The sequence below is a fragment of the Actinacidiphila alni genome, assembly GCF_900112845.1.
GTDB lineage: Bacteria > Actinomycetota > Actinomycetes > Streptomycetales > Streptomycetaceae > Actinacidiphila > Actinacidiphila alni.
In genome coordinates this window covers 25,742-50,869 of the sequence record NZ_FONG01000035.1, presented here as the reverse complement: position 1 = coordinate 50,869, position 25,128 = coordinate 25,742, and the positions used below count along the sequence as shown (strand labels likewise).

At 72.3% G+C, this 25,128-nt stretch carries 28 protein-coding genes and 1 pseudogene; 15 read left to right on the top strand and 14 right to left on the bottom strand.

Annotated features, from left to right (window positions below; all coding sequences use genetic code 11):
- The first annotated feature begins 164 nt into the window (after positions 1–164).
- Both BM076_RS34555 and BM076_RS34550 read left to right on the top strand, forming a co-directional pair.
- Entirely contained in the window at positions 165–581 is a 417-nt protein-coding gene (locus BM076_RS34555; protein ID WP_177246759.1) for an STAS domain-containing protein, read from the top strand.
- A complete protein-coding gene (locus BM076_RS34550; RefSeq protein ID WP_093717740.1) occupies positions 578–907 on the top strand; it encodes a SpoIIE family protein phosphatase in 330 nt (109 codons plus the stop codon). Before BM076_RS34555 ends, BM076_RS34550 begins: the two co-directional genes overlap by 4 nt.
- Before the next feature lie 12 nt (positions 908–919).
- Here the strand turns inward: BM076_RS34550 and BM076_RS34545 are convergent, their stop codons facing one another.
- The gene (locus BM076_RS34545) at positions 920–1,786 is read right to left on the bottom strand and encodes an alpha/beta fold hydrolase (RefSeq protein WP_093717732.1); all 867 of its coding nucleotides are present in this window, start codon (positions 1,784–1,786) and stop codon (positions 920–922) included.
- A 281-nt stretch (positions 1,787–2,067) separates the two neighbouring features.
- Here BM076_RS34545 and BM076_RS34540 point away from each other — a divergent pair, with 281 nt between their 5' ends.
- The gene (locus tag BM076_RS34540; RefSeq protein WP_093717731.1) at positions 2,068–2,394 is read left to right on the top strand and encodes a plasmid stabilization protein; all 327 of its coding nucleotides are present in this window, start codon (positions 2,068–2,070) and stop codon (positions 2,392–2,394) included.
- 108 nt (positions 2,395–2,502) lie between these two features.
- On the opposite strand, the gene BM076_RS34535 is transcribed toward BM076_RS34540, so the two are convergent.
- Positions 2,503–3,633 (bottom strand): carboxylate-amine ligase, encoded by a 1,131-nt coding sequence (locus BM076_RS34535; RefSeq protein ID WP_093717730.1) that lies wholly within the window; start codon positions 3,631–3,633, stop codon positions 2,503–2,505.
- 21 nt (positions 3,634–3,654) lie between these two features.
- The gene (locus tag BM076_RS38105; protein ID WP_265737128.1) at positions 3,655–3,783 is read right to left on the bottom strand and encodes an LPFR motif small protein; all 129 of its coding nucleotides are present in this window, start codon (positions 3,781–3,783) and stop codon (positions 3,655–3,657) included.
- A gap of 188 nt (positions 3,784–3,971) precedes the next feature.
- Here BM076_RS38105 and BM076_RS34530 point away from each other — a divergent pair, with 188 nt between their 5' ends.
- Positions 3,972–4,445, top strand: coding sequence for a hemerythrin domain-containing protein (locus BM076_RS34530; RefSeq protein WP_093717729.1), 474 nt, complete (start codon positions 3,972–3,974; stop codon positions 4,443–4,445).
- A 31-nt stretch (positions 4,446–4,476) separates the two neighbouring features.
- Here the strand turns inward: BM076_RS34530 and BM076_RS34525 are convergent, their stop codons facing one another.
- Complete coding sequence (locus tag BM076_RS34525) at positions 4,477–5,682, bottom strand: amidohydrolase (RefSeq protein ID WP_093717728.1); 1,206 nt, start codon at positions 5,680–5,682, stop codon at positions 4,477–4,479.
- A gap of 214 nt (positions 5,683–5,896) precedes the next feature.
- Here BM076_RS34525 and BM076_RS36320 point away from each other — a divergent pair, with 214 nt between their 5' ends.
- The 3 genes from BM076_RS36320 to BM076_RS34510 all read left to right on the top strand — a co-directional run bounded on the left by BM076_RS36320 (position 5,897) and on the right by BM076_RS34510 (position 7,109).
- Positions 5,897–6,196: a hypothetical protein gene (locus BM076_RS36320; RefSeq protein WP_143120724.1), complete on the top strand. Its 300-nt coding sequence runs from the start codon at positions 5,897–5,899 to the stop codon at positions 6,194–6,196.
- A 209-nt stretch (positions 6,197–6,405) separates the two neighbouring features.
- Positions 6,406–6,762 carry a DUF190 domain-containing protein gene (locus BM076_RS34515; RefSeq protein WP_245796664.1) on the top strand — a complete coding sequence of 119 codons (357 nt, stop codon included), beginning with the start codon at positions 6,406–6,408 and terminating at the stop codon, positions 6,760–6,762.
- Positions 6,759–7,109, top strand: coding sequence for a DUF190 domain-containing protein (locus BM076_RS34510; protein ID WP_093717725.1), 351 nt, complete (start codon positions 6,759–6,761; stop codon positions 7,107–7,109). Before BM076_RS34515 ends, BM076_RS34510 begins: the two co-directional genes overlap by 4 nt.
- On the opposite strand, the gene BM076_RS34505 is transcribed toward BM076_RS34510, so the two are convergent.
- Positions 7,057–7,287: a P-loop NTPase family protein gene (locus BM076_RS34505; RefSeq protein ID WP_245796663.1), complete on the bottom strand. Its 231-nt coding sequence runs from the start codon at positions 7,285–7,287 to the stop codon at positions 7,057–7,059. The two genes, BM076_RS34510 and BM076_RS34505, sit on opposite strands and share 53 nt — an antisense overlap.
- A 275-nt stretch (positions 7,288–7,562) precedes the next feature.
- On the opposite strand from BM076_RS34505, the pseudogene BM076_RS37135 reads away from it, so the two are divergent.
- Together BM076_RS37135 and BM076_RS34495 are read left to right on the top strand one after the other, a co-directional pair.
- A pseudogene (locus tag BM076_RS37135) lies at positions 7,563–7,784 on the top strand (winged helix-turn-helix domain-containing protein); the annotation flags it as partial.
- A complete protein-coding gene (locus BM076_RS34495; RefSeq protein WP_093717724.1) occupies positions 7,781–8,686 on the top strand; it encodes a sensor histidine kinase in 906 nt (301 codons plus the stop codon). The pseudogene BM076_RS37135 and the gene BM076_RS34495, both read left to right, overlap by 4 nt.
- 59 nt (positions 8,687–8,745) lie before the next feature.
- Here BM076_RS34495 and BM076_RS34490 read toward each other — a convergent pair whose 3' ends face one another.
- The 3 genes from BM076_RS34490 to BM076_RS34480 are packed head-to-tail and all read right to left on the bottom strand — an operon-like array spanning position 8,746 to position 10,689.
- Positions 8,746–9,789 (bottom strand): iron-containing redox enzyme family protein, encoded by a 1,044-nt coding sequence (locus BM076_RS34490; protein ID WP_093717723.1) that lies wholly within the window; start codon positions 9,787–9,789, stop codon positions 8,746–8,748.
- Entirely contained in the window at positions 9,786–10,067 is a 282-nt protein-coding gene (locus BM076_RS34485; RefSeq protein ID WP_093717722.1) for a CDGSH iron-sulfur domain-containing protein, read from the bottom strand. Before BM076_RS34485 ends, BM076_RS34490 begins: the two co-directional genes overlap by 4 nt.
- Positions 10,051–10,689: a HemK2/MTQ2 family protein methyltransferase gene (locus tag BM076_RS34480; protein WP_322937086.1), complete on the bottom strand. Its 639-nt coding sequence runs from the start codon at positions 10,687–10,689 to the stop codon at positions 10,051–10,053. Before BM076_RS34480 ends, BM076_RS34485 begins: the two co-directional genes overlap by 17 nt.
- Positions 10,690–10,843: 154 nt before the next feature.
- Between BM076_RS34480 and BM076_RS34475 the strand changes: the two genes are divergently transcribed.
- Complete coding sequence (locus BM076_RS34475) at positions 10,844–12,139, top strand: preATP grasp domain-containing protein (protein ID WP_143120723.1); 1,296 nt, start codon at positions 10,844–10,846, stop codon at positions 12,137–12,139.
- 20 nt (positions 12,140–12,159) lie between these two features.
- On the opposite strand, the gene BM076_RS34470 is transcribed toward BM076_RS34475, so the two are convergent.
- Positions 12,160–13,350, bottom strand: coding sequence for a zinc-dependent alcohol dehydrogenase (locus tag BM076_RS34470; protein WP_093717719.1), 1,191 nt, complete (start codon positions 13,348–13,350; stop codon positions 12,160–12,162).
- 210 nt (positions 13,351–13,560) lie between these two features.
- Here BM076_RS34470 and BM076_RS34465 point away from each other — a divergent pair, with 210 nt between their 5' ends.
- On the top strand, positions 13,561–15,111 hold the full coding sequence (locus tag BM076_RS34465) for an FAD-dependent oxidoreductase (RefSeq protein ID WP_093717718.1): 1,551 nt from the start codon (positions 13,561–13,563) through the stop codon (positions 15,109–15,111).
- Positions 15,112–15,144: 33 nt separating this feature from the next.
- On the opposite strand, the gene BM076_RS34460 is transcribed toward BM076_RS34465, so the two are convergent.
- The 3 genes from BM076_RS34460 to BM076_RS34450 are packed head-to-tail and all read right to left on the bottom strand — an operon-like array spanning position 15,145 to position 18,694.
- A complete protein-coding gene (locus tag BM076_RS34460) occupies positions 15,145–15,495 on the bottom strand; it encodes a UBP-type zinc finger domain-containing protein (RefSeq protein WP_093717717.1) in 351 nt (116 codons plus the stop codon).
- Positions 15,492–17,015 carry an ATP-binding protein gene (locus BM076_RS34455; RefSeq protein WP_093717716.1) on the bottom strand — a complete coding sequence of 508 codons (1,524 nt, stop codon included), beginning with the start codon at positions 17,013–17,015 and terminating at the stop codon, positions 15,492–15,494. The genes BM076_RS34460 and BM076_RS34455 overlap by 4 nt, the downstream gene beginning before the upstream one ends.
- Positions 17,012–18,694 carry an FAD-dependent oxidoreductase gene (locus BM076_RS34450; protein ID WP_093717715.1) on the bottom strand — a complete coding sequence of 561 codons (1,683 nt, stop codon included), beginning with the start codon at positions 18,692–18,694 and terminating at the stop codon, positions 17,012–17,014. Before BM076_RS34450 ends, BM076_RS34455 begins: the two co-directional genes overlap by 4 nt.
- 398 nt (positions 18,695–19,092) lie before the next feature.
- Here BM076_RS34450 and BM076_RS34445 point away from each other — a divergent pair, with 398 nt between their 5' ends.
- Both BM076_RS34445 and BM076_RS34440 read left to right on the top strand, forming a co-directional pair.
- Positions 19,093–19,902, top strand: a complete 810-nt coding sequence (locus BM076_RS34445) for a VOC family protein (RefSeq protein ID WP_093717739.1) — start codon at positions 19,093–19,095, stop codon at positions 19,900–19,902.
- A gap of 148 nt (positions 19,903–20,050) precedes the next feature.
- Positions 20,051–20,302 (top strand): hypothetical protein, encoded by a 252-nt coding sequence (locus BM076_RS34440; RefSeq protein WP_245796662.1) that lies wholly within the window; start codon positions 20,051–20,053, stop codon positions 20,300–20,302.
- Between the two features lie 127 nt (positions 20,303–20,429).
- Here BM076_RS34440 and BM076_RS34435 read toward each other — a convergent pair whose 3' ends face one another.
- The gene (locus BM076_RS34435) at positions 20,430–21,305 is read right to left on the bottom strand and encodes a GH25 family lysozyme (protein ID WP_093717714.1); all 876 of its coding nucleotides are present in this window, start codon (positions 21,303–21,305) and stop codon (positions 20,430–20,432) included.
- Between the two features lie 362 nt (positions 21,306–21,667).
- On the opposite strand from BM076_RS34435, the gene BM076_RS34430 reads away from it, so the two are divergent.
- Positions 21,668–22,201 (top strand): TerD family protein, encoded by a 534-nt coding sequence (locus BM076_RS34430; protein WP_093717713.1) that lies wholly within the window; start codon positions 21,668–21,670, stop codon positions 22,199–22,201.
- A 76-nt stretch (positions 22,202–22,277) separates the two neighbouring features.
- On the opposite strand, the gene BM076_RS34425 is transcribed toward BM076_RS34430, so the two are convergent.
- Positions 22,278–22,484 (bottom strand): cold-shock protein, encoded by a 207-nt coding sequence (locus BM076_RS34425; protein ID WP_093717712.1) that lies wholly within the window; start codon positions 22,482–22,484, stop codon positions 22,278–22,280.
- 275 nt (positions 22,485–22,759) lie between these two features.
- On the opposite strand from BM076_RS34425, the gene BM076_RS34420 reads away from it, so the two are divergent.
- Positions 22,760–25,114: an FUSC family protein gene (locus BM076_RS34420; protein ID WP_245796661.1), complete on the top strand. Its 2,355-nt coding sequence runs from the start codon at positions 22,760–22,762 to the stop codon at positions 25,112–25,114.
- Positions 25,115–25,128 lie beyond the last annotated feature (14 nt).

Here is a 25,128-nt window from a genome sequence, read left to right as displayed (position 1 = left end):
TCCGCAAAGGATGAATTCTCATTCACGTTTTACTTGACGTGCCTCCCGGTCGGTGGCCAGCATGAGAGGGACGCCGCACGCCGATGAGAGAGGGCCTTGAGATGTCCGCAGCAGAGCGACGACCTTTTCCCGGGGCCGGAGCCGAGGCGGCACCGAATCCTCAGGTGATCACCCATCCGTCCAGCGGCCTGATCGTGCACCTGACGCACGCCGACGGTGCTGTGTGGGCCACGGTCAGCGGCGAGATCGACCATGCCAACGCCGAGACGTTCGGGCGGGCGCTGACCGGGAATGTGCTGCGCGCGTGCGACCGGCTCGAGGTGGACCTGAGCCGGGTGGACTTCTTCGACTGCACCGGCCTCAACGCCCTGCTCAAAGCCGGCGCCGTCGCCGACCGGACCGGCGCGACGCTGCGCCTGTCCGACGTCAGCCCGGCCGTGCGCCGCGTGCTCGACCTGACCGGCACCGGCCCGCTGCTCGGCCTGGCCGGCATGGCCGGTACGGACGCGGCCCCGTCGGACCGGCCGCCCCAACCCCGTACCCCGGTCGGTCACCGACGGGCCCGAGTCCACGCCGCCTGACACCAGGACGGCACTGCGGTCGACGGGCCGGCAAAACGTTCGCGCCCCGCCCGCCGCCGCTGCTGATCCGCAACCACCAGGTGGTCCCGGACGCACTCGCGAGCCCGCCTCAACCGCCGCTCGGCATCGCGGCCCAACTGGGCGCGGGACCACGGCAGATCAACGAGACCAGGCTCCTGCCCGGCGGCCGCGTCCTGCTGTACACCGACGGCGTCACCGAAGCGCGGATGACCGACGGGACGTTGTTCGGCATGGAGCGCTTCACCGAGGCGATCGTCCGGGCCACCGTCGCTGGCGAACTGCCCTCGGCGCCCGCGTGCCGGTGACGGACCCTCGGGTCAGCGCGCTCGTGGCAGGAAGTCCGCGAGGGCGGAGGTCAGGGCGGCGGGGGCCTGTTCTGCCACGTGGTGTCCGGAGTCGATGCCGTGGCCGTGGACGTCGGTGGCCCAGTTGCGCCAGATCGCGAGGGGGTCGCCGTAGAGATCTTCCAGATCGTCCTGGAGTGACCAGAGCATCAGCGCCGGACAGCGGACGCGTGTGCCGGCCTCTCGGTCGGCTTCCTCGTGTTTCCGGTCGAGGGTCAGACCGGCGCGGTAATCCTCCAGCATGGCCCGCACCACATCGGGATCACGGGTGGCCCGCCGGAACTCCTGGTAGTTCTCCCGGCCCATCGTCTCGGGATCTGCGTGGTACCAGCTGTCGGGGTCGGCGTTGATCACCCGTTCGGGGATGCCTGGCTGCGCGAAGAAGAACCAGTGCCACCACTGCGTGGCGAACGTCGCGGTGATCCGCGACAGGTGTTCGCTGACCGGCAGGCAGTCCAGGAACACCGCGTGGGTGACGGCGTCGGGGTGGTCGAGCGCGAGACGCAGCGCCACGGCGCCCCCTCGGTCGTGCCCGACGACCGCGAACCGCCGATGCCCGAGATCGCGCATGACGGCCACGATGTCCGCGGCGACGGCCCGTTTGCAGTAGCCGGTGTGATCCGCTGTGAAGCGCGGCCCGCGGGAGCGGCCGTAGCCGCGAAGGTCGGGGCAGACCACCGTGCGGCCGGCGGCCATGAGCCGCGGTGCGACGCGGTGCCAGGTGGCCGACGTACGGGGATGGCCGTGCAGCAGCACCACCGGCGGCCCGTCACCACCGAAGCGCACGAACACCGATGCTTCACCGACGCCGACGTGCTTGTCCTGAAACCCTTCGAACACCTGCTGCCTCCGTCCGATCCGGCTCGGGCTCCGCTCTTGCGTGCCGTCGCAACGTCGATTCCTCTCTTCTGCCCTCCCTGCCCAGCGGACGCAGGGCGGTTCGCTTCCGCGGACGGCGACGGCAGGCCACCGGCGGCTCCCCGTCCGGTGGATCACAGCACGCACGGACGCCGATGGGCGTACACAGGTGGCCGCCGGGACTGGAATGCCGTGAGGTGGGAACTCGGAAACTCCCCGCCGGACACGCCGGCAGGGAAGGCCCGGCGAGAAGGAGCGCGACCATGCCTGCAGGATCCAGTTCCAAGCGGGAACGGCAGTACGGACACATCAAGGAAAGCGCGAAGAAACGCGGCGAGTCCGAGGGCCGGGCAAAGGAGATCGCGGCGCGGACCGTGAACAAGGAACGCGCCCGTTCCGGGGAGTCCAAGAACGCGAGCCGCACGTCCACCAAGGACCCGAAGTCCGCCTCCCAGCGCGGCGGCGAGCGCTCCCACCAGGGCGCCCAGGGCCCCACCCGGGACCAGCTCTACGAGGAGGCCAAGAGGAAGAACATCGAGGGCCGCTCCCGTATGAACAAGCAGGAACTCCGTAAAGCGCTGGGCCGCTGACAGGCGGGCGGCCATCCGCCGCGCTGGAGTCTCGCCCCGGCGCGCATCCGGGCCTTGCCGTCGCGGATCTGGAAATTCGTCGCCGTGGGTGCCCGACATATTGCGGGACTAGTTTTCGGGTCGTGCCGTCTCGTTCGGCTCGGGTGCCTCGGGCGCGATGAGGTCGAGCAGGTTCTCCGTACCGCCGTGAGCGAGCGCGGCCCGCTGCCTTTCCGCCCCGGTGCCGCCGGTGATCAGCTGCTGGACTCCCGCTGTCACCCGCTCGACATCGCCGAGTTCTTTGAGAGCGGGTGTGATGCGGTCGAGCAGGGCGTCGATCACGTCGGCTGCCGGGAAGGGGGTGCCGGTGCGCGGGTCCACCAGGTCGGCGGTCAGCCCATGGCGGGCGGCGTGCCAGCTTGTTGCTTGGAGGAGGGCGGCCGGCGGGTCCAGTGGGCGGATTCCCCGGGAGTCCTCGCGCAGCGCGGTCACGACCAGTCCGCGGGCGATGCCCGCGAGTGTGACGGCGCTCGGGACGTCCAGCTGCACGTCGGGCGCCCGCACTTCCAGAGTCGGGTATTCCTCGGACAGCCTGGCATGCCAATAGAGCTGGTGCCGGTCCGTGATCACTCCGCTGCCCAGCAAAGCGGCCACCGACTCCTCGTAGGCGTGGGCGCCGGAGAAGAAGGGGAGAGGCCCGCTGACCGGCCACCGGCCGAAGACGACGGTGCGCCAGCTGGCGAAGCCGGTGTCATGTCCGTCCCAGAACGGCGAGTTGGCGCCCAGGGCCACGAGCGCCGGCAGCCACGGCCGCAGCCGGCCGAGCGCGGCGGCTCCCGCCTGGCGGTCAGGAACAGCGACATGTATGTGCATGCCGCAGATCAGCTGCTCATCCACCAGCCGTGCCGCGTCCGCACGCATCTCCCGGTACCGCCGCGTGCCCGTCACGGGCACGGCCGCTTCGGCCATGAGGGGCGCACTGCCGGTTGAGGCCAGCCGGCAGCCGACCCGGCGTGCCGCGGCACTCAGCGATTGCCGGAACCGCCCCAGATGCGCGGCGACCTCCCCAAGATCGGAACAGACGGGGGTCGCGACTTCCGCCAGGGCCTGCAGCAGTTCACTGTCGACGTCCCCGTGTTCCAGCCGCGGCTCTTTGTCTGCTGCCGCTTGGAGTCGGCCGACGCGCGGCACCGGTAGCGCGGTCCGGCGGTCGAGCAGCAGAAATTCTTCCTCCACCCCGAGCGTCACGCCTGTCGTCATGCTCACCAGTCGGCGGGGTTGTCAGTGGTGGCCGTGGGCGGAGTCGGACGCGCCGCCGAAGAGACGGGCGACGGCACGGAAAGGCAGCGTGACGACAGTGGCGATGGCACTGCCGATCTTTCCCAGTACATCAGCGATGGCCTTGAGCACAGCTTGTCCTTCTCTTGTCGATGGCGGCATTCTTCGGCACTCATTACGTGCCCCTTGCGGACCGAGTACCCGGAAAGCGGTCAGGCATGGGGGCGGCATCAGTTCCGCCGGGTGAGAGGTTTCGGGGGATCGGGGGAAGGGAGGACTGCAGCCGGTTTCTCGCCGGGCCCGCTTCGTCAGGAGTTGTCGTGGACGCGATCGTTCTGCTCAAGGAAGACCACAAGACGGTGGAGAAGCTGTTCAAGAAGTTCGAGGCCGCGGGCGACAACGCGGTCAAGACGAAGAAGAAGATCGCGGGCCAGGTGATCGAGGAGCTGACCGTCCACGCGTTCATCGAGGAGGAGATCTTCTATCCCGCCGCCAGGGAAGCGGCGCCCGATACGAAGGATCACGTCCTGGAGAGCGTCGAGGAACATCACGTCGTGGTGTGGATGCTGTCGGAGCTGGCCGGCCTCGACGCGTCGGACGAGCGTTTCGACGCGAAGATGACCGTTCTCATCGAGAACGTGCGGCACCACGTCGAGGAGGAGGAGAAGGAGTGGTTCCCCGAGGTGCGCAAAGCCATGGGCCGCAATCGGCTCAAGGACCTCGGCGAACGGATGGAAGCGGCGAAGACCGAGGCACCGCGGGACCCGCTGGCCGTGCAGAGCGCCAGGAAATAGCCGCTGCGGGAGGCCCCGGCCGATGCCGTGCTCACACCCCGGTTCGGGCCGGGGCGGCCCGCACCTCGGCCCGAAGGCATGCCCATGCCTCGTCCCTCACGTTCTCCTCCAGCAGGATGTCGACGGCCAGGCAGGCGAGGGCCTTAGCGGACGCCAGCATCGCCCGGCGACCGCGGTCGCTTGCCGCAGCCGCGGCGAACGCGGCGGTGTGGTCGGACCCGTCGGAGTCCATGATCGCGACGAAGGGGTGGATCGCCGGCACCTTTCCGCTGACATCGCCGATGTCGGACGAACCGAGGTAGGTGTTCGGCTCAGAGTCGGTCAAGGTGATGCCGCTGCGGCTGATGTGCTGGGCGAACCGGGCGGACAGTGGCGTGCTGTCGCTGAAATGCCGGTACCCGTTGCCCACCCGGTCCACTTCGACGCTCGCACCGAGACCTGCCGCCGCGGCCTGCGCGCACCGGGTGACGTCGGCGACGACATCGTCCAGGGCGCTCGTCGTGAGCCCCCGGCAGCCGAACAGCCCTTCCGCGTGGTCGGGGACGATGTTCGTGGCCGTGCCGCCGTCGACGACGATCCCCTGCACATGCGACCCGGCCGGAAACCGGCGGCCGACCGCGCCGAGCAGGTTGAAGGTCTCCACCAGTGCGGCGAGGGCATCAATACCCTCTCCGGGGTTTCCGGTGGGATGCGCGGCCCGCCCGTGGAAACGCGCCCGGACCTGAACCTGCGCCGTCAGCGGCGCCCGTATCTGGTTCCGTACGCCCGGGTGCACCATCAGGGCGGCGTCCACGTCATCGAAGACGCCCGCCGAGACTTCGGCGACCTTGCCCCCGCCGTCCTCCTCCGCGGGCGTGCCGACCGCGAGCACCGTGCCCGGCACCCCGTATCGTGCGGCCACCGTGTGAGCGGCGATCGCCGCGCCCAGCCCGGCCGCGGCGATCAGATTGTGGCCACAGGCGTGGCCGAGTCCGGGCAGGGCGTCGTACTCCATGAGCAGAGCCACCGTCGGCCGTCCCGAACCGCCTCGCCCCACGAATGCGGTCGGCATGTCGGCCACGCCCATGGTGACGTCGAAATCGGCGCCGGTCAGCTCGCCGGTGAGGAGCCGCGCGGCGTCGTGCTCCGCATAGGCGAGTTCGGGGTGCTCGTGCAGCCGAAGCGCCACCTGCCACAGGCGGCCGCCGTGGGCGTCCACCTCGCGCTCGACATCGCCGTACAGCTCCTGTGCCGACATAACGCCTCCCACACGATCGAACGGTACGAAGCGACTACCCGTCGGCGCGACCGCCATCGCTCGCGGACGGGTCGACCCCGCCGAACCCGGCTCCCGCCCCTGCGGCCCATAGAGACCTGGACACAGCAGCGGCCGACCTCATCGTTCGTACGCCTGTTTGACCTGCTCTGCTGAGGGCATCCGGCACCACGACATCATTGGGGGTGACGGCGGTATGCCGGACGAGCGTCAGAGAAAAGTCGCTGATCAGGAAGATCTCCCGCTGAACGATTATGACCATCTCCCGCGGGTGAGCATCGAAGGAAGCATCGGGGCGATGGAGGAGGACGAGCTGGAGCAGCTCGTCCGGTACGAGAGCGCCCATCGTCAGCGGACGCCGGTGATCAGGCTGCTGACCGCGCGCCTGCGGCGGCTGCGTCACCGCAGCCGTGCCCCTGCTCCGGAAGGCGGTTACGGCCCGGCACCGCGCAATTCCCGACCTGGCCGGCATACGCCCGGCTCGCCGAGCGAGTAGTACGGCGAACGTCGGGACGCACCCGAGACGTGCGCGGGCGACCGGAGGCGGTCGTCGTTCCGATTCCACCTCGGATGACGTCCGCCGCGCCTGGTGGGTACAAGGGCGTGGCAGCGGGATTCTGGTGGCACCCGCCGCCCCGGTCACCCCGGGCGGCGATGCGGATCGGGCCGGCGCCGCGGCCGGCGCTCCGTCGAACGGAGGCACCAGTGAAGGTCACAGGACCCGCCCTACGGGTCACCATCATCGTCAACGAGAGCGACACCTGGCGGCACAGGCCCCTGTTCAACGAGATCGTGCAGCGCGCGCGACAGGCCGGTCTCGCCGGAGCGGCCGTCTTCCGCGGCATCGAGGGATACGGTGCCTCCTCCGTCGCGCACACCAACCGGCTGCTGTCACTGAGCGAGGACCTGCCGGTGGCCGTCGTCATCGTCGACACCGAGGAAGCGGTCAGGGCGTTCCTGCCGCGGCTCGACGACCTCGGCATCGGCGGTGTGACCGCTCTCGACCAGGTCGAGGTGGTCCGCCACGTCCACGACGCAGGCGACCGCGAGGAGAAGCGATGAGCCTTCCCGCGGGTCCCGCCGCGCGACTGACCGTCCACCTGACCGGTGGCGCCATATGGCACCACCGGCCCGTCCACGCCGAGATCGTGCACCGCGCCCGCCGGGCCGGCCTGCCGGGGGCCAGCGCCCTCGCGGCGATCGAGGGCTTCGGCGGACACCTGCACGTCCACCAGGAGCACCCGTCCCGGCTGCGCGACCGCACACCCGTCGCGGTCGTCCTCATCGCCGAGGAACAGCGGCTGCGCGACTTCCTCGCCGACCTCGACGACATCCTCGCCGTGCCCGGCGTCGCCGTCATGGACACCGTCCACGTCCATGTGCCGGCGCACCGCGCGACTGACGGCTGAGATTGCCCCGCTTCAGCCGCAGCACCTCGTACGCGGTGGCGGCGACCTGCTGCGAGTGCGTGACGGTGAAGACGCACGTGCCCTCGTCGCGCGCGAGCCGGCGGAAGACGGCGACGATGTCGGCCGCGGTCTCGTGATCGAGGCGGCCGGCCGGCTCGTCGGCGAAGAGAATGTCCACCTCGCAGGCGAGGGCGCGAGCGCCGCCTTCGCGGCGTGCCTGAGCCGGTCGAGGTCGCCCGGGTCTCGGAGGGTGAGGGTGGCCGTCTTGACGACGCCGTCCCTGCCCGTGCCGTTGCCGAGCAGCCTGCTGGCGCCGTCGGCGGTGACGTAGATCCGGTTCGCCGGGTCCATCATCGCCGGCACGTACTGGCCGGTGTCGGCGGTGCCGCTCCTGTAGACACCCGTGACGACGAAGTCCAGCGGCCGGTCGTCCCGCTGCTGGCCCGGGGCCGGGTGCGGCTGGCCCCGAAGGAATGCGCCGTTCTGGAACTGCTGATGCGCGCCGACGGCGCGGTCCTCAGCGCCGAACATCTGCTGGAGAAGGGCTGGGACGAACACGCCGACCCGTTCACCAACGCGGTCCGCCTGGTCATTCACACCCTGCGCAGAAAGCTCGGCACCCCGCAGCTCGTGCACACCGCGACCGGCGCCGGCTACTACCTCGGCAGCCGGTGACCCGCCCCGGGCGGCGCCGTACCCTCGGCATCCACGGCCGCCTCTTCGCCGGCTTCGCGGGCGCCCTCGCGGTGGTCGCCGCGCTGATGGTCGCCATCATCCACATCGGCATCCGCTACGTCCCCGCCTACGAACTCGGCCCCGCCGCCGGTCCACCGACGGAACCGCCAGGCAGGACCCCGTCGGTGCCCGCGCCGCCATTTCCGCCGCCCTCCACCACGCCCCGGCCCACGCCGTACCCGAGCCCGAGCCCGACCGCGCTCACTCCGCTCGCCACCACGAGGGCCGTCCTCCAGGTCGCCGCCCGGGAACCCGGCGGATCCGAACTCGCCGAGCTGACCCCGATGCTGGTGGAGACCAACGAACGCAATATCGCCGTCGTCCAGGCCCTGCTGGAACTGGCCCGCGCCGAACACGTGCCGTTCGACAGCGCGCCCGTGGACCTCGGCCGGATCGCGCGGCACGGCGCCGCGGAACGGACCACCGCCGCCACCGAGCGCGGAATCACCGTCGAGGCCGACACCGAGACCGGCTGCGCGGTCGGCGGCAATGCGGCGCTCCTCGGCCGCCTGGTCGCCAATCTCCTGGACAACGCGATCACCTACAACCACCCGGGCGGCCGGATGGAGATCGCCGTGCACCGCGACAGCCCGCACGGGGAAGGCGTGATCGTCCTCGAGGTCGAGAACACCGGGCCGCAGGTGGACGCCGAGACCACGGAGCGGCTCTTCGAGCCCTTCTACCGGCAGCGCTCACGCATCGCCAGCGACCGCGCGGGCCACGGCCTCGGCCTGGCCATCGTCCACTCGATCGCCCTGGCCCACCACGGCACCGCCGACGCCCGCGCCAACCCGGACGGCGGCCTCACCGTCCGTGTCGAACTCCCACCGGCCACGGCCTGACCACGGCCTGACCGGCTCACCGTCCGCGTCGGACTCCCGCCGGCCACGGTCCGACCGGCTCAGCGCGCTCTCCCGCCACCTTCGGGAAGCGGGGTGCGCAGAGCGCTGCGCCCCGCGCGCCAGGCGTCCAGCAGCACCGCGCCGAGCCGGTCCTCCAGCAGGCCGGTGGCCTCGACGCCGAACACCACATCGGCCTCCAACCGTGGCTCCGCGGCCAGCAGCGGGGCGATCACCTCGTGCCGTACGACCTGTTCGTGGACCGCGTCGGCCTCGACGTGCTCGTCGTAGAAGCGCTCGGCCGCCGGTCCCGCGCCAGTGCGGCGCATCGCCCGCGCCAGCCGCCGGGAACCGGGGGAGGAGGTGATCTCCACGGCGGCGAAGTGCCCGACGAGCGCGCCGCGCAGCGACCGGTGCAGGCCGAAGAGCGACATCACATTGACCGTCGCCAGGGCCTCGGCCGGTGCCGCGTCGAGCCAGCGTCCGTAGGCGGTGTCCAGACCGAGGTCCGCCATCAGGTCGGCGAACAGGCGGGCGTGCACGTCCTCGGCGTGGCCCGCGCCGAATTCGTCGAATTCGACCGCGACCATCGCCGCCTTGGCGCGGCCGTACAGCCGAGGCAGCACCCACGCGTGCGGGTCGGCCTCCTTCAGGTGATACAGCGACCGCAGCGCGGCGTATTCGCGCAACTCCCGCAGGCCGCCCGCGGATTGCAGCCAGTGGCTGACGCCGGCGTCCTCGTCGGCCACCGGCTCGATCAGCAGCGCGTCGATGGCGTCCGCCGCGCTCGGGCGGCTCGGCGCTTCGGCGCGCAGCCGCGCCAGGAAACGGTCTTCGAGCCGGCCGCGCAGCCGCAGCAGCTCCACGTCCCACTCGCGGTCCTCGGCCACCCCGGCGAAGCCCTGGTAATGCAGTTCGTACAGCAGATAGAGGGCGAGCTGCGCGTCGTCGCCGTACGGATCGGCCGCCGTCACGGCGCCGGCGTCCGGCAGTGGCGCCGTGCTGTCGCGCAGCGACGCGATCACGGCGGCCGACAGCGGCCCGCGGGCCGGCGGCAGCGGGGGAGTCGTCGCCCGGGACTCCTGGCGGGGTGCGGTCGTGGTCATGAGCGCTCTCCTTTCCGCGCGGCGCCGTCCTCGTCGGCCCCCGGACACAGGTCCGCCGGACCGTCACCCTCCGACTGCGGCTTCTTCGATTTGCGGCGGTGGCTGGTGTCGCACCACGGATACGTCCGGCTGCGGCGGCAGGTGCAGACCGCGACCACGAAACGGTGCGAGGTCACCGGCACCCCGTCGTCGCCGAGGACCGTCACCGGTCCCTCGACCAGCACGGGGCCGTCGCGCTCGACGACGACCCGGCGGGGGCGTTCAGGCGTGTTCCGCACGGATCACCACCAGCTCCTCCTTGTCCTGGTCGCGGCCGACGATGCCGGTGTCGCGCAGCCACGGCAGCCGGGCGCGCATCACCGGTCCGAAGGGGATCAGTTCGCGGTCGGTCACCTCGGCCCGCAGCCCGCCCCGGGCCAGTGCCGCCAGTGTGTCGTCGGTGCCGCACAGCGCCGAGTGCACCATGAGCAGTACGCCCTGCGGCGCCAAGACCAGCGGCGCGGTCGCGCAGATCCGGTCGACGACGGCCCGGCCGTCGTGCCCGGCGTCCCAGGACCGGGCGGCGCCGCGTTCCGGCGGCGCGATCTCGGGGGCGGGCACATACGGCGGATTGCTCACCACCAGGTCGTAACGGCGGTCGTCACCGGCCAGGTCGCCGTGCAGCACCCGTATCCGGCGTCGCGCGAACAGCGCGTTCGCGCGGGCGGCGAGCACCGCCCGCCACGCGATGTCGACGGCGGTAACCCGGGCGCCGAACCGCGCCGCGCACAGCGCCAGCACCCCGCTGCCGGTGCCCAGGTCGAGCACTTCGGTGCCGGGCGACACGCCCTCATGGCACATGGCCCGCATCAGAAGGTGTGTGTCCTGCTGCGGCTGGTACACGCCCGGCACGGTCAGCATGGGCCCGCTCCTCTCCGACGACGGCATCGGTGACGTACGGTCACCGCTGGACGCTTTCACTGGGCCGAGTGCCCCGATGTCCGGGTGTCACACGGCGGGGAAGGGATTCACCGTCCGGGCGGTTCCACCGCCCGATCGCGGGCACCCACCCCCTATGGCGCCGAGGGACAGCGACACCCCATCGTTGATCGTGCTCGCCAATTTCGCCTCCGCACTCGCCGTCGACCTGTGGGAACAGGGCGCGGTCGGGCAGTGGGCACGGCAGGCGCCGCGCGAGGTCTGGCTGACCCGCCCGGGTGATGTGCTGCTGACCCCGGTGCCCGTCTCCGAGCCCTTCGCGCGCTACGCCTGCGGGCTCACCGGGGTGCCGCGGGAGACCGTCCGCATCGTCACCTTCCGTGACCGCCCGGGTCTGGCGGCGGCCGACACCGTACGGACCACGCCCGGCCTGACCGACGACCTGCGGGCCCATGCCGCCGCCCGGCCCGGCACCCGGCTGCTGCCGCTGGCTCTCGACGCGCCGACCCTGGCGCTCGCGGCGGATCTCGGCATCCCGGTGTCGCCCTGCGGCCGGAGCGGGCCGCCGGTGGGCGCCGAGGCGCTGGCGGTCGCGGCGCTGTGCAACACCAAAGCGGGCTTTCGGTCGGCGGCCCGCGAGACCGGCATCCGTGTGCCGTACGGGCACGACTGCCGCGGCGATGAGCTGGCCGACACCGTACGGGCCGTGCTGCGGCGGTCGGCGGCCGGGCGCGCGGTGGTCAAACCGGACCGGTCGGCCGGGGGTCACGGACTGCGCTTCGTGGCGCGCGGCGACGCGCTGCCCGAGGCGGCCGACGCCGACAGCCGGTGGACCGTCGAGGAGTACGTGCCGCACACGGCGTCGGTCAGTGCGCAATTCCTGGCCCTGCCGACCGGCCCGCGACCGCTCTTCGACGGCGTCATGCGCACCGAGGACGGCGCCTTCACCGGCTACCGCGCCCCGCTCGACGGCCGGGTGCCCGCGGCGGTCCGCGCGGAGCTGGGCCGCTGGGGCGCCGCCCTCGGCCGCCGGCTGATCCGGCACGGCTACCGCGGCCCCTACGACATCGACGCCGTCGTCGGCGACGACGGCACGCTCTACGCCACCGAGAGCAATGTGCGCCGCACCGCGACCACCACGCCGTACGACTTGGTCGTCCGGCTCACCGGTGGCCGGCCCGTCCACTGGTCGACCGCCACCGCCGAGGCGTCCGGGCCGCTCACCTTCACCGACGCGCTCGGCCGCCTGCGCGCCCGGGGGCTGGACTTCGACAGCGGCCGCGGCACGGGGGCCCTGCTCTACGCCGACGCGCCCGGGGACGGCGTGCGCTGGCGGTACGCGGCCGTGGCCGCCTCGGCCGCCGCACGGGACGAGCTGGAGGCCGCGGTCGGTGAGGCTTTTCAGGGCCCGGCTCTTCAAGGCCCGGCCTGAGGTCCGGGGCCCCTCGGGCCTCAGGGCTGGAACACCACCTTGATCGCGCCGTCCTCCTTCTTCTGGAACATCGCGTACGCGTCCGGCGCCCGGTCGAGCGGCACATGATGGGTGGCGAAGGAGTCGACCCCCAGCGGGTCGTCGTCGGTGAGCAGCGGCAGGATCTCGTCGGTCCAGCGCCGGACGTTCGCCTGGCCCATCCGCAGCTGCAGTTGCTTGTCGAACATCGTCAGCATCGGCAGCGGGTCAGCGGCGCCGCCGTAGACGCCGCTGATCGAGACGGTGCCGCCGCGCCGCACCAGCCGGATCGCCAGCTCCAGCGCCCCCAGCCGGTCGACGCCCGCCGTCCTGGTCAGCTTGGCGCCCCACTCGCGGGGCAGCAGCCCCGCCGCGGTCTGCGCCGCCTTGGCGGCCGGACTGCCGTGCGCCTCGGTACCGACCGCGTCGATCACCGCGTCCGGGCCCCGGCCGCCGGTCAGTTCCCCGACCGCCGCGATCAGGTCGTCGGCGGAGTCGAAGGCGTCCAGGTCAAGGGCCACGGTGCCGTCGAGCTTGGCCCGCTCCAGCCGCTCGGGGACCCGGTCGACGCCGATGACCAGCTCCGCGCCGAGATGCCGGGCGACCCGGCAGGACATGGCGCCGATCGGTCCGAGACCGAGCACGACGAGCGTGCCGCCGGCCGGCACGTCCGCGTACCGCACTGCCTGCCAGGCCGTCGGCAGGACGTCGGAGAGATAGAGGAAGCGGTCGTCCGCCGGGCCGTGCGGCACCTTGACCGGGCCGAACTGCGCCTGCGGCACCCGCAGATACTCCGCCTGCGCGCCCGGCACCGCCCCGTACAGCTTGGTGTAGCCGAACAGCCGGGCGCCCATGCCGTGCTCGGTGACCTGGGTGGTCTCGCACTGCGTCGGCAGGCCCGACCGGCACATCCAGCAGGTGCCGCAGGCGATCTGGAACGGCACCACGACGCGGTCGCCGGGCTCCAGGTCCGGCACGGCGGAGCCGACCTCCTCCACGATGCCGATCGGCTCGTGTCCGAGGATGTCGCCGGGGGTCATGAACGGCGCGAGCACCTCGTACAGGTGCAGGTCGGAGCCGCACAGCCCGCTGCTGGTGACGCGGATGACGGCGTCGGTGTCCTCCTCGATCCGCGGATCGGGCACCTCGTCGACGCGTACGTCCCGCTTGCCGTGCCAGACGGTGGCTCTCATCGGATCTGCCTCGTTTCGCCTCGCGGATGATCGGCGCAAGGGCGGCGCGGCCGGTCGCCGTGTCGCGGCGGTGTTCCGACGGCACACGACAACGCATCCGGCGCCGTTTCCCGTGCTCACAGCCGCGTGCCCCGCCACGACCCGGACAAACGTGGTGAAAGCCGGACCCGTATCGCGCGTGGCCCGGCCCACGACGGGCAGGCGCAGGGCATGTCGAATCCCGCCGCGTCACCGCCCGTCCTGCCCGGAGCCGACGAGTCGTACTGGATGCACTCGGGCGACACCACGCGCTTCGCCCCGCTCACGGACGCCGTGACGGTGGACGTCGTCGTCATCGGCGGCGGTATCGCCGGGCTCAGCGCGGCATGGGAGGCGGCGGCGTCGGGCCGCTCTGTCGCCGTGGTCGAGGCGGACCGGATCGCGGCCGGCGTGACCGGTCACACCACCGCCAAGCTGACCGCCCAGCACACCCTTGTCTACGACCGGCTGCGGCGGACCCGGGGCGAGGACGCGGCGCGGCTGTACGCCCGCTCCCAGCAGGACGCGGTCGACCATGTCGCGGCGCTCGCCGCGGAACTGGACATCGACTGCGAGCTGGAGCGGGCCCCGGCCGTCACCTATGCGCTGGACGCCGCCGCCAGGTCCGCGCTGAAGGCCGAGGCCGAGGCGGCACGGGCGGCAGGACTGCCCGCGCGGTACGTCGAGGAGACCGAGCTGCCCTTCGCGGTCGCCGGCGCGGTCCGGGTGGCGGACCAGGCGCAATTCCACCCCCGCAAGTATCTGCTGGGTCTGGCCGCCGCCTTCGTCGCCCGGGGCGGGCGGATCTACGAACGCTCACGGGTGACCGGCCTGCACGAGGGCGAACCCTGCCGGGTCCGCACCGAATCCGGCGCCGAGGTGACCGCCCGCGACGTGATCGTGGCCACCGGCTATCCGGTCTTCGACCGCGCGCTGCTGTTCACCCGGCTCTCGCCGCGCCGCGAACTCGTCGTCGCCGCGCCCATCGACGCGGACGCCGCCCCGCACGGGATGTACATCACCGAGGACGAGAACAAGCGGTCGGTACGCACCGCGCCGCTGCCGGAGGACGGCCGCAGGCTGCTCATCGTCACGGGCGAGAGCTTCACGCCGGGCGCGGGCGACACCCACCGCCGTTTCCTGCGGCTGGACGCATGGATGCGCGAACGCTTCCCCGTCGGGCCGACCGCATTCCGGTGGGCGGCCCAGGACAACGACCCCACCGACACCGTCGCGCTCGTCGGCCGCCTGCGGCCCGGCGCCCGGCACACCTATGTGGCCACCGGTTTCGGCGGCTGGGGCATGAGCGGCGGCGTGATGGCGGGCCGGCTGCTGGCCGCGCTGCTCGACGGCACCCCGCCGCAATGGGCGGGCCTGTACGACCCGCTGCGGGTCCTGCCCGTCCTGAAGGAAGCACCCGCGCTGCTCGGCCACCAGGCCGAGGTGGCACAGCACTTCGTCGGCGACCGGCTGCGCACCGCCCCCGCCGAGACCGTCGAGGACATCGCGCCCGGCGGCGGCGCCGTGGTCCGTGTGAACGGCAAGCGGTGCGCCGTCCACCGCGACGCGGACGGCGCCCTGCACGCGGTCTCCGCGCGCTGCACCCACCTGGGATGCGTGGTCGCGTACAACCCGGCCGAGACCACCTGGGAGTGCCCCTGCCACGGTTCCCGCTTCGGCGTGGACGGCGCGGTGCTCCAGGGACCGGCGGTACGGCCCCTGGAGCCGCGGGACCTCGACTGAACCTCCCGCGCGCCCCCGCGATTTGACGGCCCGTCAGTTGAGCCGGGAGCGCCAGTCGTCCGGGACGCGGCCGGCCGGGCCGGGGACCGGCTGGTCCTCGGGGTGGCTCTGCGGCGGCGCGAGGGCGACGTCGGTCTCGACGTACTGGTCGGAGGTGAAGTCCCAGAACCAGTCCTCGCCCGGCTCATAGCTGCGCATCACCGGGTGTCCCGTGGCCTTGGAGTGCGCGCTCGCGTGCTGGGCGGGGGAGGAGTCGCAGCAGCCGATGTGGCCGCACTGCGCGCAGCGGCGCAGGTGCAGCCACCAGCCGCCGCCGGCGTCGCAGTCGGCGCAGCCGGGGCCGCTCGGCGCGGCGGTCGGGTCGATGCCTGGGATGGTCGTCATGACGGCTCCTGCTGGGTCGCGGACGGGCTGCCGGTGGTGTCGGGGGACGGGCTCGCGGTGTCATCGGCGGGCGCCGCGCCGTCCTCCGGCGGCGCGGCGGCGGTCAGCGGCAGACGGACCAGGAAACGGGTGTCGCCGGGGACCGACTCCACCTGGAGGTCACCGTGGTGCTTGTTGACCACGATGCGCCAGGAGATGTCGAGCCCCAGACCCGTACCCTCGCCCACCGCCTTGGTGGTGAAGAAGGGCTCGAAGATCCTTTCCCGGATCTCCGGCGCGATACCGGGACCGGTGTCGCGGAATTCGACCAGCAGCTGATCACGGTCGCGGTCGAGCGCGGTGCGCACCGTCAGGGTGCCGGTGCCCTCCATGGCGCTCACCGCGTTGTCGATCAGATTCGTCCACACCTGGTTCAGCTCGCCCGGATAGCCGGGGATCCTCGGCAGCGTACGGTCGAAGTCCTTGACCACCTTGATGCCAGGACCGAATTTGCCGGTCAGCATGTGCAGCGTGCTCTCCAGCAGCTCGTGCACATCGACCACCTGGTACGGCGCCCGGTCGAGCTGCGAATACTGCCGCGCCGCGTTGACCAGTGTGGAGACCCGGGTGGTGGAGTCCTGGATCTCGTTCATCAGCAGCTCGGTCTCGATGGTGTAGTTCAGCCACCGCATCGCGCTGTCCAGGGCGTCCGGCGTCACCACGGCCACGACCCGCTCCAGCCAGTCCGTGTCGAGACCGGCCTGCACGAAATTCGGTGCCAGGTCCCAGCCCGCCGTGACGTTGTGGTCGTCCAGCCAGTCCGTGAGGGCGTCCTCCCGGTCGGCCGTCTCCAGCGGCGTCAGCTGCACCGCCTTGGCGGACTGCTCCACCGCCCGCTCCTGAAGCTCCATCAGCGTGGCGAGCGTGGCCCGGTCCAGCGGCCCCGAGGCGATGAAACCGAGCTTGTGCCGCATGCCCGCGACCCGCTCGCGCAGCGTCGAGGTCGCGCGCAGCGCCGCCGCCGCCGGATTGTTCAGCTCATGCGTGAGGCCCGCCGACAGCGACCCCAGCGCCAGCAGCCGCTCGCGCTGCCCGATGGCCTGCTTGGTGTTGCGGCTGCCGAAGAACAGGCCCTCCAGCATGTGCACGGCCATCGGGAACCACTCGCGCATCAGCTCCGCGAAGGAGTCCGCCGACAGCACGAAGAAGCGGGACGGCTCGGTGACCCGCAGCGAGCCGTTGTAGACCTGCGGCACCCGGTCGCCCAGATACGACTGGAAGGCGCCCGCGTACACCCCGCGGTCGGAGGTGCGGGAGACCTCCACGTCGTCCGCGCCGACCCGTCGCGACATCACCACCGTGCCTTCGAGCAGCACATAGAAGCAGGTCGCGGCCTCGCCCTCCTTGTAGACGAAGCCCGGCTCCTCCATCTGGACCCGGCCCCTGCGGCACAGCCAGTCCAGCTGCTCGTCGGTCAGCTTCTCGAACAGGAACAGCGACCGCAGCTCTTCCACGCTGCAGGGCAACTGCGGGGCGCTCATAGCCGCTCCAGGTATCGGTGCACGAGCATGACGGCCATGGCGCCCTCGCCGACCGCGGACGCCACGCGCTTGGCGGACTCCGACCGCGCGTCACCGGCCACGAACACGCCGGGCACGCTGGTCTCCAAGTGATACGGCGGCCGCTCCAGCGGCCAGTCGGCGGGACGCTCGCCCGGCGGCGCGAGATCGGGCCCCGCCACGACGAAGCCGCGCTCGTCGCGCAGCACCGTCCCGTCCAGCCAGTCGGTGAGCGGCGCGGCGCCGATGAAGACGAACAGCCAGCCCGCGTCGACCGTCTCGGTCGTGCCGTTGGCGGTGTCGCGCAGCGTGATCCGCTCCAGGTGGTCCTCGCCCTCGGCGCCCACGACCTCGGTGCAGGTGCGCACCCTGATCGACGGGGTCGCCGCGATCTGCTGGATCAGATAGTGCGACATGGAGGCGGTCAGCGAGTCGCCGCGCACCAGGATCGTCACGGACTTGGCGCCCCTGGCCAGATAGACCGCGGCCTGCCCGGCGGAATTCGCGCCGCCCACGATGTAGACGTCCTGCTCCTGGCAGCGGGCCGCCTCGGTGAGCGCGGAGCCGTAGAACACCCCGCGCCCGGTCAGCTCGGCGATGCCGGGGGCGTGCAGCTGCCGGTAGGAGACGCCGGTCGCCAGGATGACGGTGTGCGCCGAGACGGCCGAGCCGTCGGCGAAGTGCACGGTGCGCGCCGAGCCGCACACCTCGAGCCCCGTGACCTCGCACGCGGTGAGGATCTCCGCGCCGAAACGGGTGGCCTGCCGGTGCGCCCGGTCGGTGAGCTGACCGCCGGAGACACCGTCGGGAAAGCCCAGGTAGTTCTCGATCCGGGAACTCTGCCCGGCCTGGCCGCCGGTCGCGGTGCGCTCCACCAGCACGGTCCGCAGCCCCTCGGAGGCGCCGTAGACGGCCGAGCCGAGACCGGCCGGGCCGCCGCCGATGACCACCAGGTCGTAGAAGCGCGCCGACGGCGTCGTCGCCAGACCCACGCTGCTGGCCAGGTCCTGGTCGGTCGGCTCCACCAGCGGCTTGCCGTCGGGGGTGATCACCACCGGCAGCCGGGCGCCGTCCTCGTCCGCGGCCGACAGCAGCGCCTGGCCCTCCGGCTCGTCGGAGGCGTACCAGTGGTACGGCACCTGATTGCGCGCCAGGAATTCGCGGACCCCGGACGAGCGCGCCGACCAGCGGTGGCCGACCACCTTGGTCTCGCGCACCGGCCGGTGGTCGGAGGAGCGCCAGGCGTCGAGCAGCGCGTCGACCACCGGGTAGAGCTTCTCCTCCGGCGGGTCCCACGGCTTGAGCAGATAGTGGTCGAGGTCCACCACATTGATCGCGTCGATGGCGGCGCCGGTGTCGGCGTACGCCGTCAGCAGCACCCGGCGGGCGCCGGGAAAGATGTCCATCGCCCGTTCGAGGAATTCGATGCCGTTCATCTCCGGCATCCGGTAGTCCGCGAGGATCACCGCGACCGCGTCACCGCGCAGCCGCATCTCGCGCAGCGCCTCCAGCGCGGACTCGCCGGACTCCGCGCGCACGATGCGGTGGCCCTCGCCGTAGCGCCGGCGCAGGTCGCGTGCGACCGCGCGTGACACCGCGGGATCGTCGTCGACGGTCACGATCACGGTCCGTGTCGCGCCGCTGGGCTCTGTCCCCAGCATCCATGCCCCCATTCGTGCGGATGACCAGTGCCGGGGCGGGGCGCGGGGCCGCGCCACGGCATTCCCATCCTAGGTACGGGGCCCGCACGCCGCAGGGCCGCGGCGTTCGCTGTGGGAGGACGGAGGGCCGCGCCCGGCGCCCGCCCGCGACCGCACCGTCACTCAGCGTGCACGGCCGCAGCGGCTCGACAGGAGGACCGGGCGCATCGACGGCACACTGGTCAGGGGCGGCGGTCGCGACGGCGCGACGGCGCCCCGGTCCCGCGGCGGAGCCGAGCGGTGGCGCCCGGCAGCGCGAGCGAGCGGCCGATCCGCCCGGCGACGCCGAGCAGCCCGGTCGCCGCGCCCAGGACCGCCCTTTTCCGAGAGCAGCCGAGCAGGTGGTGAACGCCGTGTCCATGCGCCAGAGCCCGAGCGCGCGTCCCGCGCAGGGCGCGACATCGAGCGACGCCGTCTTCGGAGCGCCGTGCTGGGTCAGCCTGACCTCGCGCGACCTGGCCGCCACACACCGCTTCTACGCGGCCGTGCTGGGCTGGACCTTCCGGGCGACCAAGCTCGGCGGCCGGTTCAGCGTCGCCCTCGACGACGGCCGCCCGGTCGCGGGCATCGGTGAGCTGGCGTCCGCCTGGCAGGTGCCGGTCGCCTGGACGCCGTACTTCGCGGTGGAGGACGCCGACGAGACCGCGGCACGGATCAGGGAGCGCAGCGGCACCGTCGCGGTCGGCCCGATCGCCTTCGACTCCGGCCGCGCCGCCCTGGCGGCGGACCGCAACGGCGCGGTCTTCGGTATCTGGGAGGGCCTGCTCTCCGAATCCTGGCCGCGGTGGCGCGACGAGCAGCCGGTGTGGCTGCGGCTGCGCACCCAGGACCCCTTCGACGCGGCGATCTTCTACGGCGGTGTGCTGCTGTGGGCCAGCGACCGGCCGGGGGCGTGCGAGGTGGCGTACGAGGGCGGCGAGGTGGTGCTGCGCAGCGCCGGCCGGGTGGTGGCGCGGCTCGGCCCCGGCGCCGTGCCCGCCGCGCCCGACCCGGTGGAGCGGCCGCACTGGGAGGTGTTCTTCACGGTGCGCGATCTGCCCGCCGCGCTGCGGGCCGTACGCGGCAACGGCGGCGACGTGGTCGCGCGGGCGTCGGCGCCCACCGGGGAGTCGGCGGTGGTGCGCGACCCGGACGGCGGCCTGTTCACCCTGACGGTGCCGCACTCCTGACGGCCCGTGGGTGGTCCGTTCGCGTGACAACCCGCCGCCCGGACAACCCGTTTGCGCGCCGCGTCAGCCATACGCGCGCCAGCATGTGCGGCCCGCGCCGGGGCGGGTCACGGTGAAGGCTCACCCACCCACACCACAGGAGAGTGACATGCTTCGTCGTATCGCCATCACCGTCGCCGCCGTCTCCGCCGCCGGACTCCTCTCGGCGGTGCCGGCCGCCGCTGCCGTCGCGCACGACGGCGGGCACTCCGGAATGGGCGGCTTCCACACCGAGGGCGGTTACGCCGGCGCCGAGCACGTCAACCTCGGCGGCCCCTGGGGCATCACGAAGGACAGCGCCCACATGGGCGGCTTCGAGGCCGGTGGCGGCTTCGCCTTCGAGAGCCACCACTCCCACTGACCGGCTGCCGTCACCCTGACTGACGGCTCCGGTACGGCGCGCGGCCCCGCGTCCACGGCATTGCTGTGGACGCGGGGCCGTCGCGCGCGGCCCGCCGGAGCGGACCCGGCGGTGAACGGACCGTGGCTCAGGTGTTGTTGGCGAGATTCTGCAGACCGGTGTAGGCGCCGTTGAAGTAGTCCTGGTCACCGGGGAAGACACCGGAGTCGGCGTGCTGCCAGAAGGTGTAGAAGCCCCAGCCGGCCGGCAGGGTGCCCACGGTGGAGGCGTACCGGGCGATGAACAGCGGGTCGTTGCCGCTGTACGCGGAGGTGTTGCCGGTGCAGGTCGTCCACCAGTTGGTGGTGGTGTAGATCGTCGCCCAGCGCGTGGTCTTGGCGTGCACCTCGTTGAGGAACGACGTGATCCAGGTGCGCATCGCGGCCTGGCTCAGGCCCCAGCAGGTGGAGGAGGGCCCGTACTCGATGTCCAGCATGGGCGGCAGGGTCTTGCCGTCCTTGGACCAGCCGCCGCCGTGCGCCACGAAGTAGTCCGCCTGGGCCGCGCCCGACGAGGCGTTGGGGTTGGCGAAGTGGTAGGCGCCGCGGATGAAGCCCGCGTTGTACGAACCGGTGTAGTTCGCGTTGAAGTTGGGGTCGCGGTAACTGGTGCCCTCGGTCGCCTTCATGTAGACGAAACGGCCGCCGTTGGCGTACGCGGCACCCCAGTTGATGGCGCCCTGGTAGTGGCTGACGTCGAAGCCGAGCGTCTGGGTGACCATCGGGGTCACCGCGGCGCGGTCCGCCGAGCGGCCCTCGTGCGCGGCGACGGTCGAACCCATCCAGTCCAGCTCGGGGTTGACGGTCCGGTGTCCCGCGGCGGGCGCCGCGGCCGGGCCGGCCGCGGCGGTGGCGTTGCCGGGCGCCGCGACGAACAGGGCGAGCAGGGCGGTCAGTGTGCCGATCGCCGCGAGCGCGCGGCGTGGCACCGACCGGCGCCGGGAGTCGTGTCCGGCGTTGTGCATGGGGCGCCTCCAAGGGCGAGGGGGGTGGTTCCTTGGTGATGCGGTCATGACAGCGCGACACCGTACGCAGGGGGAATGGTGAGGTGGAAGGGGCTCCGGTGAACAATATTGGTCTGGACCACTGCCGAAGGCCCCGAGCTGCGACGGGCCCCGGCACTGAAACGGCGGCGGCGGACACTGAAAGTGCGGTGAAGGACGCCGAAAGTGCGCGGGACGTGGCCGAGTGTGGTGTGGACAGCCCGCCGGACGGTGTGATTAATCGGTAGGCACAGGCCCCGGCGGTCGCGTCCGCGGCCGTGACGGGGACGCGACCGGTCGTACGGCACGCCGGCACCGGCGTACCGGACAAGGGGGGAGACCCGATGAGCAGCGGACTCAACAAGGGCAGCAGCCGGATCGAGGTCCAACTGCGCTGGGACCCGAGCCCGTTGGGAGCGCCGGACACCGACCTGGATCTGGTCGCCGCGACCTTTCCCACCGGTGACCGGCACGGCGCGCCCGCCTACCTGGTGCATTTCGGCAGCAGGTCACCGGACGGCACGATCACCCTGAACCGCGACAGCAAGACCGGCAAGGGCCTGGGCGCCGACGAGACGATGACGCTGGAACTCGACCGGCTCTCGGACTCCTACGGCCGGGTCGTGATCGGCGTCGCCATCCAGCAGGGCGGAGGGCGCCAGACCTTCGGCGAGGTGGTGCGGCCCGACATCCGCTTACTGGAGGGCTACCGCACCTTGCTGGCCTACGAATTCACCGACGTGGCCGAGTCCACCGCGGCGACCGTCGCCGAATTCTTCCGCGGCGACGCGGGGGAGTGGCGCTTCGCCACCGACATCCGCGGCTACGACGCCGACCCGGCCGGTTTCGGCCGTCTGATGGGCGGCGGCGCCCACTGACCGTACGGTCCCGACAGGACGGAGCCGGGCCCGCCGCGCTGGCGGCGGACCCGGCTCCGGAGGACCTTCGCGCTGATCAGCCTCCGCGGACGATGTTCTCCGCCTGCGGGCCCTTCTGGCCCTGGGTGACGTCGAAGGTGACGGGCTCGCCTTCGGTCAGCTCCCGGTATCCGTTGCCCTGGATGTTGGAGTAGTGGGCGAAGACATCGGGGCCTCCGCCGTCCTGGGCGATGAACCCGAAGCCCTTCTCGGAGTTGAACCACTTCACCGTGCCGTTGGCCATGCGTGTAAGTCCTCTGCGTCTGTGGGCCGTACCGGCCGCGGACCCCGAAGGGACCGCGCCCCGGATGCCTTCCTACGGGCACCCGCAGCCGTACGTACCCCGTCGCGAGCCGCGGCATGCACGCCGGATCCGCGGATGACCGCCGAGGCGTACTCACGCACCTCGCGCGGCCGTGTCCGCCGCGTCCCGGCGTGCCGGGCGACCTCGCCGACGCCGGGCGGGCCGCCACGTGGGATGCTGGTCGGGATCCGATCTTGACAAGGAAACGCGGCGGCATGGGAACGGCACGGAGGATCCGCACCAGGGTCTGGGACCGCTATTCGGCATCCGACCCCGGCCTGCTGCGGCTGATGGCGGGTCTGCGCACGGTCGGCTCGATCGGCCTGACCCTGCTGATCCTGTCGCTGCTGGACATCTCCGTGACCCACATGGTCGCCGGCGCGATGGCCGCCATGGTCTCCACCTTCGCCATCCGCGAGAAGCGGGTCCGCGACCAGGCCGTCACACTCGCCCTCGGGCTGCCCACCGCCTTCGCCTCGGTGTCGCTCGGCGCGCTGCTCAACCCGCACATCGTCATCGGCGACATCGCCTTCATCGTGCTGATCTTCGGCGCCGCCTACGTCCGCCGCTTCGGCGACCGGGGCAGCGCGCTCGGCATGATCGGCTTCCAGATCTACTTCCTGTCGCTGTTCGTCCACGCCACCGGCTCGGGCCTGCCCTCGCTCTACCTCTCGCTGGCCATCGCCTTCGCGTGCAGCGCCGTCATGCGCTTCGCCCTGGTCCCCGAGACCCCGGAACGCACCCTTGACCGGCTGCGGCAGGCGTTCAGGGCCCGCACCGCGCAGCTCGTCGCCACCCAGATCGAGCTGCTGGACGCCGAGCCCGAACGGCTCGAAAGCGTCATCGCGGACCTGCGCAAGGACATCGCGCGCCTCCACGAGGCCGCGCTGATGATCCAGGGCGCGCTCGACGGCGGCACCGACGACGAGACCACCGCCGCCCTGCTGCAACGGCGTGTCGCCGACGCCGAGATCGCCGTCGAACGGCTCGGCCTGCTGCTGCTCACCGCCCGCAGCGGCGAGCGCGCCGACACCCTCACCCTGCACCTGCCGAACGCACCGCTGCCCGCACCCGCCCGCCGGGTGCCCGACGAGGACGACGCGCTGCGCAAGCTCCGCACCGAGCTGCGCGCCCTGCACCTGCTGGTGACCCGGCTCGGCGCCGGCGACCCCGGCACCGCGGTGGCACGGGTGCGCAACCGCCTGCTGGCCTACCGCGACGAGGAGAATCTGCCGTCCGCCTCGCTCGCCGTGCAGGACGCCTTCCGCGGCATCGGCGAGGCCGCGCGCTCCGTCCTGGGCCTGCGGCTCGCGCTCGACGGCCCCGGCGACGAGTCGGACGACACCCCCGAGACCATCAGGTCCCGCGAGGAGTTCGAGGCCGAGGACCTGGCGCTGGCGGGCGAGGGCGAGACGGAGCAGGACCGCACCGGCCTCAAACGGCGTACGACCCGAGCCGCGATCCAGGTCTCCGCCGGTTCCGGCCTGGCCATCCTGGGCGGCGAATTCCTGTCCACCCAGCGCTGGTACTGGGCGGTGCTGACCTGCTGGGTGGTCTTCCTCAACACCTCGTCCACCGGCGAGATCCTGGTCAAGGGCTACCGGCGGCTGATCGGCACCGTCTGCGGCGTGGTGGCCGGTGTGCTGCTCGCCGGAGCGGTCGGCCACCACACGGTGACCGCGTTCGTCCTCGTGCTGGTGCTGATCTTCGCGATGTTCTTCACCGCGCCTGTGTCGTACGCGCTGATGTCGTTCTTCGTCACCGCGATGCTCGGCCTGCTCTACAGCCTGCTGCACACCTACAGCGTGCATGTGCTCGTGCTGCGGATCGAGGAGACGGCGCTCGGCGCGGCCTGCGGCATCATCGCGGCGGTGCTGATCTTCCCGGTCCACACCGACCTGCGCACCGACGAGCAACTGGTCACGGTGCTGGAGCGGCTGCGGGACGTCGCCACCTCGGCCGTCGCCCAGCTCAGCGGCGGTCCCGCCGTCGACCTGCTGGACATGGCACGCGAACTGGACACCGCGCTGGACGACCTGCGCCGCTCCACGCACCCGCTGACCCACCCGGTCACCCCGCTGCGCGGCCGGCGGCGCACCGCCCGCTATCTCGTGGCGCTGCTGGAGACCTGCGCCTACCACGCGCGTTCGCTGGCGGCGACCGCCGAACTGGTGCCGTACAGCACGAGCATCGCCGCCGACCCCCGGCTGGCGGCCGTCGGCGTACGCCTGGAGCACAATCTCGACGTGCTCATCGCGCATGTCGAGGACGTCACCGACGAGCGGCCCAGGGACTCCAGGGGCGGCAAGGACGCCGACGACATCAAGGACGCCGCGCGGGGCAGGGCGGCGCGGCACGGCACCGTGGACGACGCGCTGCGCACCGAGCCGAGCATCGCCTCGATGCTGGAAGGCGGCGGCTCGGGGGTGCCGCGGTCCGGCTCCGTCACCTTCCGGGTGCTGCGGCACCTCCAGCGGCTCGACGAGGGCGTGGCCGGCCTCGCCCGGCCGCTCGGGGTGTCGGTGACCGCGGGCAGGGCCGGCCGCAAGAGCGGCCGGCCCGCGGCCTGAGCCGTTGCGCGCAG

What these genes read in the sequence shown, in the direction of transcription:
- BM076_RS34540 (WP_093717731.1), top strand. Translation starts at nt 2,068, where the DNA reads ATGCCTGCAGGATCCAGTTCCAAGCGGGAACGGCAGTACGGACACATC.
- BM076_RS34535 (WP_093717730.1), bottom strand. Translation starts at nt 3,633, where the DNA reads ATGACGACAGGCGTGACGCTCGGGGTGGAGGAAGAATTTCTGCTGCTC.
- BM076_RS34525 (WP_093717728.1), bottom strand. Translation starts at nt 5,682, where the DNA reads ATGTCGGCACAGGAGCTGTACGGCGATGTCGAGCGCGAGGTGGACGCC.
- BM076_RS36320 (WP_143120724.1), top strand. Translation starts at nt 5,897, where the DNA reads ATGCCGGACGAGCGTCAGAGAAAAGTCGCTGATCAGGAAGATCTCCCG.
- BM076_RS34510 (WP_093717725.1), top strand. Translation starts at nt 6,759, where the DNA reads ATGAGCCTTCCCGCGGGTCCCGCCGCGCGACTGACCGTCCACCTGACC.
- BM076_RS34490 (WP_093717723.1), bottom strand. Translation starts at nt 9,789, where the DNA reads ATGACCACGACCGCACCCCGCCAGGAGTCCCGGGCGACGACTCCCCCG.
- BM076_RS34480 (WP_322937086.1), bottom strand. Translation starts at nt 10,689, where the DNA reads ATGCTGACCGTGCCGGGCGTGTACCAGCCGCAGCAGGACACACACCTT.
- BM076_RS34475 (WP_143120723.1), top strand. Translation starts at nt 10,844, where the DNA reads ATGGCGCCGAGGGACAGCGACACCCCATCGTTGATCGTGCTCGCCAAT.
- BM076_RS34470 (WP_093717719.1), bottom strand. Translation starts at nt 13,350, where the DNA reads ATGAGAGCCACCGTCTGGCACGGCAAGCGGGACGTACGCGTCGACGAG.
- BM076_RS34465 (WP_093717718.1), top strand. Translation starts at nt 13,561, where the DNA reads ATGTCGAATCCCGCCGCGTCACCGCCCGTCCTGCCCGGAGCCGACGAG.
- BM076_RS34460 (WP_093717717.1), bottom strand. Translation starts at nt 15,495, where the DNA reads ATGACGACCATCCCAGGCATCGACCCGACCGCCGCGCCGAGCGGCCCC.
- BM076_RS34455 (WP_093717716.1), bottom strand. Translation starts at nt 17,015, where the DNA reads ATGAGCGCCCCGCAGTTGCCCTGCAGCGTGGAAGAGCTGCGGTCGCTG.
- BM076_RS34450 (WP_093717715.1), bottom strand. Translation starts at nt 18,694, where the DNA reads ATGCTGGGGACAGAGCCCAGCGGCGCGACACGGACCGTGATCGTGACC.
- BM076_RS34445 (WP_093717739.1), top strand. Translation starts at nt 19,093, where the DNA reads ATGCGCCAGAGCCCGAGCGCGCGTCCCGCGCAGGGCGCGACATCGAGC.
- BM076_RS34440 (WP_245796662.1), top strand. Translation starts at nt 20,051, where the DNA reads ATGCTTCGTCGTATCGCCATCACCGTCGCCGCCGTCTCCGCCGCCGGA.
- BM076_RS34435 (WP_093717714.1), bottom strand. Translation starts at nt 21,305, where the DNA reads ATGCACAACGCCGGACACGACTCCCGGCGCCGGTCGGTGCCACGCCGC.
- BM076_RS34430 (WP_093717713.1), top strand. Translation starts at nt 21,668, where the DNA reads ATGAGCAGCGGACTCAACAAGGGCAGCAGCCGGATCGAGGTCCAACTG.
- BM076_RS34425 (WP_093717712.1), bottom strand. Translation starts at nt 22,484, where the DNA reads ATGGCCAACGGCACGGTGAAGTGGTTCAACTCCGAGAAGGGCTTCGGG.
- BM076_RS34420 (WP_245796661.1), top strand. Translation starts at nt 22,760, where the DNA reads ATGGGAACGGCACGGAGGATCCGCACCAGGGTCTGGGACCGCTATTCG.